Source organism: Pseudothauera lacus (genome assembly GCF_003034845.1).
GTDB lineage: Bacteria > Pseudomonadota > Gammaproteobacteria > Burkholderiales > Rhodocyclaceae > Pseudothauera > Pseudothauera lacus.
The window spans coordinates 410,115-422,198 of sequence record NZ_PZKC01000001.1 but is presented as its reverse complement, the minus strand read 5'-3'; the positions used below and the strand labels follow the sequence as shown (position 1 = coordinate 422,198).

The window sequence follows — 12,084 nt, the reverse complement described above, 5'->3', positions numbered from 1 at the left end:
GCGGTGCCTCAGGCCTGCGCACGCAGCGGCGCGCACAGCGGCAGATGCACGGTGAAGCGGGCGCCTGCGCCGGGTGTGCTGTGGACCTCGATGCGGCCGCCGAGGAGATCGCTGACCAGGGTGTAGGTGATGTGCAGGCCGAGCCCCGAGCCGCCTTTGCCGAGGCGGGTGGTGAAGAAGGGGTCGAAGATGCGTTTGAGGTTCTCGGCCGGCACGCCGCAGCCGTCGTCGCTGACGCTCACCGCCAGCCAGTCCTCCGCCGCCAGTTCGGCGGTGAGCGTGATGGTGCCGTGGTCGCGACCTTCGAAGGCATGGATGAGGGCATTGTTGATGAGGTTCATCAGTACCTGGCCGAGCGGTCCCGGGTAGCTGTCGAGCCGGAAGCCTTCGGGGACCTCGTCGACAAGCCGGAAGGGCGTGCGCCGGATGGTCGGCTTCATCGCCAGGGTGATTTCCTGCACCACTTCGCGCAGATCGAAGACGCGGCGCTGATAGCTGGTCTGGTCGACGGCAAGCTGCTTGAAACTGCCGATCAGCTCGGCGGCGCGGGCGAGATTGCGTTCGATGATGGAACCTGCCTCATTGACGCTGGCGAGGAAATCCTCGAAGGCGCTGCGGGTGAGCCCCGCGGCGGTGCGCTCCTTGAAGCGGCGCTGTTCGTCGAGCAGGGTGGTCGACACCGTCACCGCGTTGCCGATCGGGGTGTTGAGCTCATGGGCGACGCCAGCGACCAGCGCGCCGAGCGAGGCCAGTTTCTCGCTGTGCAGCAGTTCGCCCTGGGTGCGGCGCAGGTTGTCGAGCGCGCTCGCGAGCTCGCTGGTGCGTTCGGCGACGCGGGCTTCGAGGGTGGTGTTGAGTTCGAGGACCTCGCGCTCGCGCTGCTTGCGCACGCTGATGTCGCGGACGACCCCGATCACCAACTGTTCGTCGTTCTCCTCGAAGCTGCTGAGCGCCACCTCGGCATCGAAGGGCGTGCCGTCTCCACGCCAGTGCAGCCATTCGAAGCGCTGCGGTTGACCTTGCAGTGCCGCTGCGAGGTAGGCGACGGAGCGTTGTGCGGAAGAACTGCCGTCGCCCTGCAGCGGTGGCGACAGTACCTCCGGCGTACTGCCGGTGATGCCTTCGCGGGGGCGCCCGAACATCGCCACGGTCGCATCGTTGCAGTCGATGATGCGGCCGTCGCGGACGAGGAACATGGCATCGTTGGAGTGCCGCACCATGTAGGCCAGCCGGCGTACGCGCTGGGCGGCCTGGTCGCGCTCGATGGCCGCCGAGATCCAGCGCGCGAGCAGTTCGACGAAGTACTTCTCGCCGGCGCTGAACGGCGTTGTGCGTGCTGCGTGCGCGGCCAGGCCGAGGCAGCCATGGAGTTCGCCGCCGACTTCGAGACGGGTGCCGATGTAGCTTTCCAGCCCGAGAGTCCGGTAGCACGGATGGTCGCGGAAGGGCGAGGCGCCCATGGCCTCGACTGCCAGCAGGCCGCCGGCGCTCACCGCCAGGTCACAGTAGCTGGTCGCCAGGTCGAGCTCGGTGCCGATGTCCAGCGCGCCGTCGGGGGGGGCGTGGATGGCGGTGACGCGGCAGCGCTGGGCCTCGATGCGGCAGACCACGGCCATCTCCAGGCTGAGGAAGTCGGCCCCCAGGCGCAGGGCGATGGCGAGTTGCTCGGCGAGGGTGAGGGCGCTGCGCGCGGCGATGTCGTTGAGGACCGAGAACGCCTGCACTTGGCGCTCGACCTCCATGGCGGCTTCCTTCTGGGCGGTGATGTCGAGGATGAAGCCGTCCAGATAGGCCGGACGGCCCAGTCCGTCACGCACGGTGGTGCCGTATTCCACCACCCAACGGATGCCGCCGTCGCGGTGGAGGATGCGGTACTCGAGCTCCCAGCGGCCGTTGCCTGCTGCTGCCTGCTGCATGACTGCCGCAATCCGGGCGTGGTCCGCGGGGTGGACCAGACTGGCCATTGAGCGGGCGGCGTTGTCGATGAACTCAGCGGTGGGGTAGCCGGCATGATGCCCGTCCTTGCTGCTCATGAACAGCGCCGTCCAGTGGTCGTCGTAGAGACAGCGGAACACCGTGCCGGGGAAGTTCTCGATCAGTGTGCGCAGCTTGCCCTCGCTGTCCTGCAAGGCGCGTTCGGCGGTGCGGCGCTCGGCGTTCTCGCGGCGCAGGGCGTCGACCACCCTGCGGCGCTGGCGCAGGCTGTAGCTCAACCACATGATCAGCGCCAGCAGGATCACGATGAAGGTCGACAGGGCGGCCATGAAGACGCGCGTGCGCTGCGCGAGATGGGCCTCGGCCTGCTTGCGGTCGCTGATGTCGAAGACCGCGAACACCACTCCCGCGGAGATGTCGTCGGGGCGCAGCGGGGTGGCGATCAGGGTGACGTCGACGAGGCTGCCGTCGCGGCGGCGCCATTGTGTCTCCAGCGGCACGAGATCGCCATCCGGCCGCATCTCGTACTTGCTGCGCACGACGCGCTCGAAGGCCTCGTCGGAGGGATAGAGCATGCGGATGTTGCGCCCCAGCAATTCGTCGCGCGAATAGCCGAGCATGTGCGTGATGTAGGCGTTGACCGCCTGGATGACGTGGTAGCGCTCGACACCGACGCCGCTCGGCGCCCCCTGGACGATGCGCGGAAGGAGGGCGAGTACTTCGGGGTCGTCGCTGATGTCGTCGACGGCGGCGTGGGTGCTTCCCGCCGCGAGGAACATGACGGCACAGCCGAGGAGGATGCGCAGGGCAGGCAGCAGCTGCATGGTTCAGTATCCCATGTCGACCATGTGCAGAAAGGTGGCGACGTAGTCGTTGCCTGCATAGGCGTTGATGCGCGCGTGGGCCAGGCGTGCGGCGGGGAGGAAGTCCTCGGCAGGCGGCCGGGTGACCTGCATGCCGGCGGCCTGCATCTGTTCCAGCAGGCTCTCCTCCTCGGCACGGATCGCCGCGCGCATCGTCTGCCCCGCACGCCGGCTCTCTTCACGCAGCATTGCGCGCTCGGCCGGGGTGAGGCGGGCCCAGGTCCGCGTGCTGATGACATGGACCATCGAACTGTAGACGTGACGGGTGAGGGCGAGGTGGCGCTGGACTTCGTAGAGACGGTTGTGGTGGATCACCGAGAGGGGGTTTTCCTGGCCGTCCACCTCGCCCGCGGCGAGCGCTGCGTAGAGGCGTGGGAAGGAAATGGTGACGACCTCCGCGCCGAGGGATTCGACGGTGGCCTGGAGCTGGATCTCCGGCGGGGTGCGGATGCGCAGGCCGGCGAGGTCGCTGGCGTGTTCGATGCGACGGCGGTTGTTGGTGAGATGGCGGAAGCCCCATTCCCAGTTAGCCAGATAGACCAGTCCGTGAGCTTCGAGGTCGCTGCCTGCCCAGTTCATGAAGGGACCATCGAGTACCGCGTGGGCGTGGTCGTGGTCGCGGAAGATGAAGGGCAGCATCACCACGGCGAACTTGCGCGAGTACTTGTCGAGGATGCCCTGGGTGGGCAGGCTCATGTCGATCATCCCGGCGATGTTCTGCTCGAGCAGTTCGGGCGGGTTGCCGAGCTGGTTGTCCGGGAAGACCTCGACGCGGATGCGCCCCGCCGAGCGCTCTTCGACGGCGGCGGCGAACTGCATGGCCGCGGTGTGGGCGGGGTGGTCGGCGCTGGCGTAGTGCCCGAGGCGCAGGACGACCGTTTCCGGTGCGGGCGTGCGCATGGTGGTGGCGAGGGCGATGAGCCCGAGCACTGCCAGCGCGCCGGCAAGGACGCCGCGGCGGCGCATGCTGTTGAACGGGGAGGGCAGGGGCATGGTCGTTCAGCGGTGGCGGAAACGCCCGTCGACCGCGTCCGCAAGCAGGCGGCCGAAGTCCTCCTCGGCCAGCGGGCGGGCGAACAGGTAGCCCTGGCCTTCCTCACAGCCGGCATCGAGCAGGGCCTGGCGCTGCTCCTCGCTTTCGATGCCCTCGGCGATGGTATGCAAGCGCAGCTGCGCGGCCAGCTTGATGATGGTGCGGGTGATGCCGAAAGGCTCGTGGGTGTCGTTGCCGTCGCTGATGAAGCTGCGATCGATCTTCAGGCGGTCGAGGCGCAGGCGCTGCAGAATGCTCAGCGAGGAGTAGCCGGTGCCGAAGTCGTCCATGGCCACCGAAATGCCCTGGGCACGCAGTTCGCCGAGCTTGTCCACGATGCGGCTGGTGTTCTCGGCAGCGACCGATTCGGTGAGCTCGATCTCCATCTGGTACCCGGCAACGCCGGTTTCGGCGAGCATGCGCAGCACGCCGGCGACGAAATCGGGTTCGCTGAACTGCACGTGGGAGACGTTGATGGCGACGCGGAAGCGTTCGTCGACCGTGCCCTTGAGGCCGGCACGCCACTTCAGCGCGGTGCGCATCACCCACTCGCCGATGGCCACCATCAGCCCGGACTGCTCGGCCAGCGGAATGAAGCGGTCGGGGGGAATGAAAGTGCCGTCCTCGGTGCGCCAGCGCAGCAGGCTTTCGGCGCCGACGATGCGCCCGTCGCGCAGGTCGACCAGGGGCTGGTAGTGCAGGAACAGACGGTCGGCCGAGAAGGATTCGCGCAGGCGGCTGAGCATGTGCATGCGGTCACGGGCGGCCGCGGCGATCACCGGTTCGAAATACAGCGCCTTGCCGCGCTGGAAGCTCTTCGCCTGCTTGAGCGCGGCGCCGGCATTGCGCAGGATCTCGACCGCCGGCTGGGCCGCATCGTCGATGCGCACCAGACCGCTGGTGGCCGACAGGCGCAGCGGCTCGCCGGACTGGCAGACGAAGGGGGTGGCGAAGACGGCGCCGATGTTGACCGGGGTGATGTCCGCCGCCGGCCCGTGGAGGCCGAACAGATCGCCGCCCAGGCGGGCTACCCGGGTGCTGGCGGGGAAGGATTCGCGCAGGCGGCGAGCCACCACCTGCAGCACGGCATCGCCGAAGCTGTCATCGAGAATGCTGTTGATGTCGGAAAAGCCGTCCAGGTCGACCAGCGCAACGGTGTCCTGCTCTGCCTCCCGGGCGGCGATGGAGGCGATGAAGGCGTTGCGGTTGGGCAGTTCGACCAGGGCGTCGGCATAGGCCAGGTCGTTGATGATGAGATAGAGCTGGACGTTCTCGAAGGCCACCGAGATGTTGCTGCAGAACACTTCCAGCAGGCCGCGCTCGATGTCGCTGAGCGGGCGGCGGACGTCGACGAAGGCGGCCAGCGCCTGCTGGCGGGAGTTGCTGAAGAACAGGCAGGCGCCGTCGTCGAAGCTGTGACGCTGGCTGCGCAGGGTGCGTTCCAGCCCTTCGCGCACCCGTGGTTCGGGTATCTCGCTCAGCGCAACCCCTATCCACGTGGTGAAGCTGCCGGCGGCAGCGAGCACGAAGGGCGGTCTGTCAGCCTCCCCCATCGCGGCGCACACCAGACCTTCCTCGCCGACGCCGAGCAGGGCGCACAGCTGGGTGACGACGCCGGCGGCGAACTTGTTCATGCCCGCCGGCTTGCCCAGTTCGGTGGTGGCGGCGAGGATGAGTTCGAGCCCGTGGCGCCCCGCTTCGAGCTGCTGGATCTGCGCGTAGGAGCGGATGGCGATGGTGACGCTGGTGAACAGGCGGACGCGGGTCAGCTCGGCCTTGGTCTTGTAGTCGTTGATGTCGTACAGGCGGATGGTGTCGATCTCCGGCGCATAGCCGGGCTGGCCGGTGCGCAGGATGATGCGCAACGCACGGTTGCGCAGCTGTTCGCGGATGTGGCGGACCAGCTGCAGGCCGGCGTCGTCGCTCTCCATCACCACGTCGATGATGGCGACGGCAAAACCGTCATCGGCACCCAGCATGCGGCGCGCTTCGGCGGCCGAGTAGGCGTGCTCGAAGGCCACTTCACGGCCTTCGATCTGCAGTCCCTTGAGCGCCAGGCGGGTGGCCGCATGGACGTCGGGCTCGTCGTCCACCAGCAGCACCCGCCAGCATTCGCGGCTGCTGCCTGGGGGCGGCAGGTCCTCGTCGACAAAAGTCAGTAGATCGTCGTTGCTGTCGCTCACCCCGGTCTCCTTCCTCGCGGCCTTGTCACGGCAGATGCGATCCGCCTTTCCCCTCCCGGCGCCGGCTGCAACGCTCGCACTGCGGCCTTGTGCAAAGGGGGATGTTATCGCGCAACTTTGCCACAGCCAGGTTTTCCGGCATAGCGGGACAGCGCATCTTGCCGCCAGCGGCGCTGCGGGGCTTGCCCGTGGCGGCCTGCGGGGGGATGATCGGTTTATGCATTTTGCAATTATCGCCTTCGCCCTGGGGATCTGGCTGCAGCAGCAGGCGCCGTCCCTGCTGCCCTTGTCCTGGCTGGCCCTTGCCGCCCTGCCGGCTGCCGCCGTGCAGTTTCTGGGCGTGCGCCGGGGCAGCGCTGGCGGGTACTGGCGGCGCGCATCCTGGCTGATGCTGGCCTTGCTTGCCGGTGCGGCGTGGACCGGAGTGCGCGCCGAGTGGCGCCTTGCGGACAGCCTGCCGGCGGCGCTGGAGGGGCGCGATGTGACGGTTCACGGCATCGTCGACGGACTGCCGCAGACCTTGCCCAACGGCGTGCGCTTCGTTTTCCGCGTCGATGCCGGCGAGGCGGCGGCGCCGCGGCGCATCCAGCTTTCATGGTACGGCGGTGCCGAGCTGCCGGCCTTGCGCCCTGGGCAGCGCTGGACTCTTACGGTGCGCCTGCGCCGCCCGCACGGTTTCAGCAATCCGCACGGCTTCGACTACGAAGCCTGGCTGCTGGAGCGCGGTGTGCGCGCCACCGGCTATGTGCGCCGCGGTGACAACCGCCTCCTCGGCGAGGGCGAAGGCGGTATGCTGGCGCGCGTGCACGGCTGGCGCCATGACATCCGCGCCCGCTTCGCCCACACCTTGGGCGAAGCGCCCTATGCGGGCATGCTGATCGCGCTCGCGGTGGGCGATCAGCGCGCCATCCCGCGTGCGCAGTGGGAGGTCTTCCGCCGTGTCGGGGTCAATCACCTGGTGGCCATTTCCGGTCTCCATGTCTCCCTCGTCGCGCTCTTTGCCGGCGGCCTGGTTGCCGCACTGTGGCGCCGCCTGCCGACCCTGGCGCTGCGCCTGGCAACACCGCGGGCGGCAGCGCTGGCGGCGCTGCTGGCCGCCTTCGCGTATGCCTTGCTGGCGGGTATGGGGGTTCCGGTGCAGCGTGCCTTGTGCATGCTGGCGGTGGTGGCGCTGGCGCTCCTCGGCGGCTGGCAGCTGCGCCCCGCAGTGGTGCTTGCGCTGGCCTTGCTGGTGGTTCTGGTCATCGATCCGTGGGCGGTGCTGGGGGCCGGCTTCTGGCTCTCCTTCGGGGCCGTGGCGGTGATCCTGATGGTGCTTTCCGGACGCACCGGGGTGCTTTCCGGCTGGCGCGCGGCGCTGCGCGTGCAACTGGCCATCACCGTCGCACTGGTGCCGGCGCTGCTGGTGCTCTTTCAGGCCTTCTCGCTGGTATCGCCGCTGGCCAACGCGCTTGCCATCCCGCTGGTCAGCTTTGCGATCGCGCCGCTGGCCCTGGTTGCCGCGGTGCTGCCGGTGGAGGCCTTGCTGCACCTTGCCCATGCGCTGACCGCTGTGATGATGATGGCGCTGGAGTGGCTTGCCGGGCTGCCCTTTGCGTTTCATCGCCAGGCTGCACCGCCGCCCTGGCTGACCGCGGCGGCCCTCGCCGGTGTGGCCTGGCTGTTGCTGCCGCGCGGCACGCCCGCGCGCCTGGCCGGCGTGCTGGCACTGCTGCCGCTGCTGTGGTGGGCACCGCCGCGCCCGCCGCCGGGCGCCTTTGTCGCCACCGTGCTCGACGTCGGGCAGGGGCAGGCCATCCATGTGCAGACCGCCACCCACGACCTGCTGCTCGACGCTGGCCCGCCCTATGGGGAGGGGGCCGATGCCGGCGAGCGTGTGGTGCTGCCTTATCTCAACGCCATCGGCGTACGCGCGCTCGACCGCCTGCTGATCTCCCACGGCGATGCCGACCATGCCGGCGGTGTGGCGAGCGTGCTCGAAGAGTTGCCGGTTGCCGGGTTGCTCGGCAGCCTGCTCCCCGGTCATCCCCTTGCAGCGCACCCGGAGGTGGCGTTCACGCATTGCAGCAGCGGACAGCGCTGGCAGTGGGACGGGGTCAGCTTTGCGGTGCTGCATCCGGACATGGAGCGTCCGCGCATGCGCCGCGAGAACGACAATTCCTGCGTGCTGCAGGTTGCCGCCGGCGGGATGGCGCTGCTGGTGAGCAGCGACATCGAGCGCGCTGCCGAGCGCGAGATGCTCGCCCGTGAGGGCGAGGCGCTGCGCAGTACGGTGGTGGTGGCGCCGCATCACGGCAGCCGCAGTTCATCCCTGCCGGCGCTGGTGGACGCCATCGGCGCGCAGGCGGTGATCTACTCGGTGGGTTATCGCAACAGCTTCGGTCATCCGCATCCCGAGGTGCAGGCGCGCTGGCAGGCTGCCGCAGCACGCGACTGGCGCACCGACCGCGATGGCGCGCTGCGCCTGCGCATGGACGCCGGCGGCTGGCAGATCGAAGCCCAGCGCAGCGTGCGGCGGCGCTACTGGCATGGACGCTGATAGACTCTCCGGGTGTCCTTTGCCATGGCCCCAGCGATGAGCCTGCTTGCCGCACTGAAACGTCTTTTTGCCCCGCTGCCGGCACCCAGCCGGCCATTTCACGGCATGCGCGAAAAGTCCGTGCAATGCCTGGGCCCGCATGGCCTGCACCGCATGGCCTATACCGAGTGGGGCGATCCGCGCAATCCGCGGGTGGTGGTCTGCGTACACGGGCTGACCCGCAACGGGCGCGATTTCGATTATCTCGCCCGTGCGCTGGCCGACGAGTACCGGGTGGTATGCCCGGATGTGGTCGGGCGCGGACGCAGCGACTGGCTGGGCGTGAAGGGCGATTATGGTTTTCCGCTCTATGTCGGCGACATGATCACCTTGCTGGCCCGCCTGGAGGTGGACAGCGTGAACTGGGTGGGTACATCGATGGGCGGCATCATCGGCATGCTGATCGCCAGCCAGCCGCACACGCCGATCACCCGTCTGGTGCTCAACGACGTCGGTCCGCTGATCACCGCCACTGCGCTGCGCCGTATCGGCGAGTACGTCGGGCGGGCGCCGCTGTTCCCGTCCATGGAGGCCGCGGAAGCCTATATCCGCGAGGTCAGCGCACCTTTCGGGCCGCTCACCGACGAGCAGTGGAAGCACCTCACGGCCTATTCGGTGCGCCCGCAGCAAGGCGGCTTCGCGATGATCTACGATCCCGGCATCGGCGATGCCTTCCGCCAGGCGCCGGTGCTGCTCGATGTCGACCTGTGGCCGGTGTACGAGCGCATTGCCTGCCCCACGCTGGCCATCCGCGGCGCGCACTCCGATCTCCTCGAACGCAGTACCCATCAGGCCATGGGCGCGCGCGGCGCGTGTGCGCAACTGGCCGAGATCGACGATGTCGGACACGCGCCGATGCTGATGGACGATGCGCAGATCGAACTGGTGCGCAGCTTCCTCGCCGCGGACGGGGGCGAGCACTGATGCGCCCGACGCTGTTGCCGGAGGACGGTCTGGCGCTGCCCCAGGCGCTGCGTTTCGTCACCGTCGGCACGCATCGCCTGGAGACGCGCTGGATTGCGCCATTGCGCGATGACGCGCCGGTGCTGGTGTTCCTCCACGAGGGCCTGGGCTGCATCGACATGTGGCGGGATTTTCCTGCCCGTGTGGCGGCTGCCACCGGTTGTGCGGCGCTGCTTTACTCGCGCTACGGCTATGGCCGCTCCACGGTGCGCCAGGGCGAGGCGCGCGGTACCGATTACCTGCATGTCGAGGCCCTCGATGCACTGCCGGCGCTGCTCGATGCGCTGGGGATCCACGATCCGGTGCTGATCGGCCATTCGGATGGCGGTTCGATTGCCCTCATCCACGCTGCCCGGGCGCGCCGGCGGGTGCGCGGGGTGGTGGCGATGGCACCGCACGAGTTCGTCGAGGACATCACCCTCGCCGGCATCCGCAAGGCCCGCGAGATGTGGGAGCTGACCGACCTGCGCGCCCGCCTGGGGCGTTTTCACGACGATCCCGACGGGGTCTTCCTGTCGTGGAACGATACCTGGCAGATGCCGGCGTTCCGCACCTGGAACATTGTCGACGAACTTGCCGCAATTGCCTGCCCGGTGCTCGCCATCCAGGGCGAGGACGATGAATACGCCACCCTGCGGCAGATCGAGGTGATTGCCGAGCACGTTGCCGATACCGAGCTGCTGGCGCTGGCCGACTGTCGCCACTCCCCGCACCGCGATCAGCCGCAGGCGGTGATCGAGGCGATCGCGCGCTTTGTCGTCCGCGTGCAGGGGCCAGGCAAGGGTTATTAACCCGGCAATCAAATACCGTTCGGGCCTGTCGAAGCCCAGTCGGCACGAACGCCCTTCGACAAGGCTCTCCTGAGCGTAGCCGAAGGGCTCAGGGCGAACGGAATAGCGTATTTCGTTGCCGGGTTAAGCGTCCTTGCCCTCCGGGGCGTGGCGCAGCGCTGCCGAGTTGATGCAGTAGCGCAGCCCGGTGGGCGGCGGGCCGTCGTCGAAGACGTGGCCGAGATGGGCGCCACAGCGCCGGCACAGCACTTCGGTGCGCACCATGAAATGGCTGCGGTCCTCGCGCTCCTCGATAGCCGTGGCCGCGGTGGTGGCCGAAAAGCTCGGCCAGCCGCAACCTGCATCGAACTTGTCGGCGGCATCGAAGAGCTCGGCGCCGCAGCATACGCACTGGTAGCGGCCGGCCTCCCAGCGGTTCCAGTAGGCACCGGTGAACGGGCGTTCGGTACCGCGTTCGCGGGTCACGTGATACTGCTCGGGGCTCAGCAGGGCGCGCCATTCGGCGTCCGGCCTGTCGATCTCGCGGCTCATCGGAGGCTCCCTCAGTGCAGGTGGCGGGGGATGTGCTCGGTGTCGTCCTCGGGCATCTCCGCATGTACGACTTCGCCTTCCGGCGACGGGTACATCGGCACGCCGCAGTCGTCGCAGTATTCGAGCGGGAAGCGGTGGTCGAGGAAGATCACCTCGTTCACGCCGCATTCGCGCAGCACGCCCTCGATCTGCGCCACGCAGTCGGTGGTTTCGTCCTCGGCGCCGAGCAGCGGCCAGACCACGCCATGGACGACCTGGTCCTGACCCTGGCGGGTGAAGCCGATGCGGTACTCCTCCAGATGCTGGTCGTGGAAGGGGGCGATCACCGCCCGCAGTCCGGCGGCCGGGGTGCCCAGCGCGGTACCCAGGAAGGCCACCGAGGCGCGGATCGAGTATGGCCGGCTGTCGCGGTCGGCGTTGCGGCTGGCGGCAAAGTAGGTTTCCGGCAGCACCACCTCCAGCGCGCAGCCGGGCAGCAGCGGGGTCAGGCAGGCGCCGCCCTGGGCGCGCCACTGCGCATGGGCCTGGTCGCGGCTGGCGCCGGGTTCCTGCCAGCGGAAGATGGCGGCGCCGCGCGGCGCCGCGACAGCGGCGAGGAGGTAGCGGGTGTCGGAGAGGAAATGGGTGGTCTCCGGCATTTCCTCGCTCGGCACATGCACGTCCTGGCCGGCCAGGGCGGCGCGTCCGAGGACGCCGGCGAGCTCGGCAGTGGCGCAGTAGCCCTGCGGCAGCTGGTCCGGGCTGAAGAGGAAGTCGGCGACGGCGACGCGCACGCGGTCGGCGAGGACGTGGGCCTGCAGGTGGACCTTGAGGTTGGCGAGGATGGCCGGCGCAATGGTCGCCGCGGGGATGCTGTAGCGCGACCACGCCAGCACCGGCGCGGCGATCAGCAGGATGTCGTGGGCGTCGTCGCCGGTCTGCGCGGTTTCGGCGCGCGATTCGATGAAGTCGGCGAGTTCGTCGTAGGCGCGCGGATCGCTGCCGTAGAGGTGGTCGAGGGCAGCGCCGAGGGTGTCCTCGTCGCTGTCGGCAAGCAGCTCGTCGATGGCCGTGGCGAGCCCGTTCTCCCAGTAGCGATCCTCCGCGCGGCTGCCCGACTGGGCGAGTCCGCCGGCCAGACGGATCAGTTCTTCGGTGTCGCGGCCGAGGCCGCCACGGCGCTTGAGGCGCGTTCTTTTCATGGCTGTGGTGTTCCGTTGCGTTGGCG

General features: G+C 68.8%; 8 protein-coding genes. 3 read left to right on the top strand and 5 right to left on the bottom strand.

The window, feature by feature from the left end; translation table 11 throughout:
• Positions 1-8 precede the first annotated feature (8 nt).
• From C8261_RS01860 to C8261_RS01850, 3 genes are read right to left on the bottom strand one after another with little or no spacing between them, the layout of a single operon-like run.
• On the bottom strand, positions 9-2,759 hold the full coding sequence (locus C8261_RS01860) for a PAS domain S-box protein (protein WP_107491939.1): 2,751 nt from the start codon (positions 2,757-2,759) through the stop codon (positions 9-11).
• Positions 2,760-2,762: 3 nt separating this feature from the next.
• The gene (locus tag C8261_RS01855) at positions 2,763-3,791 is read right to left on the bottom strand and encodes a TRAP transporter substrate-binding protein (RefSeq protein WP_107491938.1); all 1,029 of its coding nucleotides are present in this window, start codon (positions 3,789-3,791) and stop codon (positions 2,763-2,765) included.
• A gap of 6 nt (positions 3,792-3,797) precedes the next feature.
• Positions 3,798-6,014 carry a putative bifunctional diguanylate cyclase/phosphodiesterase gene (locus tag C8261_RS01850; RefSeq protein WP_107491937.1) on the bottom strand — a complete coding sequence of 739 codons (2,217 nt, stop codon included), beginning with the start codon at positions 6,012-6,014 and terminating at the stop codon, positions 3,798-3,800.
• A gap of 217 nt (positions 6,015-6,231) precedes the next feature.
• On the opposite strand from C8261_RS01850, the gene C8261_RS01845 reads away from it, so the two are divergent.
• The 3 genes from C8261_RS01845 to C8261_RS01835 are packed head-to-tail and all read left to right on the top strand — an operon-like array spanning position 6,232 to position 10,346.
• Positions 6,232-8,553 (top strand): DNA internalization-related competence protein ComEC/Rec2, encoded by a 2,322-nt coding sequence (locus tag C8261_RS01845; RefSeq protein WP_107491936.1) that lies wholly within the window; start codon positions 6,232-6,234, stop codon positions 8,551-8,553.
• A gap of 36 nt (positions 8,554-8,589) precedes the next feature.
• The gene (locus C8261_RS01840; protein WP_107491935.1) at positions 8,590-9,516 is read left to right on the top strand and encodes an alpha/beta fold hydrolase; all 927 of its coding nucleotides are present in this window, start codon (positions 8,590-8,592) and stop codon (positions 9,514-9,516) included.
• Complete coding sequence (locus tag C8261_RS01835; protein ID WP_107491934.1) at positions 9,516-10,346, top strand: alpha/beta fold hydrolase; 831 nt, start codon at positions 9,516-9,518, stop codon at positions 10,344-10,346. Before C8261_RS01840 ends, C8261_RS01835 begins: the two co-directional genes overlap by 1 nt.
• Positions 10,347-10,469: 123 nt before the next feature.
• Here the strand turns inward: C8261_RS01835 and msrB are convergent, their stop codons facing one another.
• Positions 10,470-10,877, bottom strand: a complete 408-nt coding sequence (msrB, locus tag C8261_RS01830; protein ID WP_107491933.1) for a peptide-methionine (R)-S-oxide reductase MsrB — start codon at positions 10,875-10,877, stop codon at positions 10,470-10,472.
• Positions 10,878-10,888: 11 nt separating this feature from the next.
• Entirely contained in the window at positions 10,889-12,058 is a 1,170-nt protein-coding gene (locus tag C8261_RS01825) for a DUF2863 family protein (RefSeq protein WP_107491932.1), read from the bottom strand.
• Positions 12,059-12,084 lie beyond the last annotated feature (26 nt).

What these genes read in the sequence shown, in the direction of transcription:
- C8261_RS01860 (WP_107491939.1), bottom strand. Translation starts at nt 2,759, where the DNA reads ATGCAGCTGCTGCCTGCCCTGCGCATCCTCCTCGGCTGTGCCGTCATG.
- C8261_RS01840 (WP_107491935.1), top strand. Translation starts at nt 8,590, where the DNA reads ATGAGCCTGCTTGCCGCACTGAAACGTCTTTTTGCCCCGCTGCCGGCA.
- C8261_RS01855 (WP_107491938.1), bottom strand. Translation starts at nt 3,791, where the DNA reads ATGCCCCTGCCCTCCCCGTTCAACAGCATGCGCCGCCGCGGCGTCCTT.
- C8261_RS01845 (WP_107491936.1), top strand. Translation starts at nt 6,232, where the DNA reads ATGCATTTTGCAATTATCGCCTTCGCCCTGGGGATCTGGCTGCAGCAG.
- C8261_RS01825 (WP_107491932.1), bottom strand. Translation starts at nt 12,058, where the DNA reads ATGAAAAGAACGCGCCTCAAGCGCCGTGGCGGCCTCGGCCGCGACACC.
- C8261_RS01835 (WP_107491934.1), top strand. Translation starts at nt 9,516, where the DNA reads ATGCGCCCGACGCTGTTGCCGGAGGACGGTCTGGCGCTGCCCCAGGCG.
- msrB (WP_107491933.1), bottom strand. Translation starts at nt 10,877, where the DNA reads ATGAGCCGCGAGATCGACAGGCCGGACGCCGAATGGCGCGCCCTGCTG.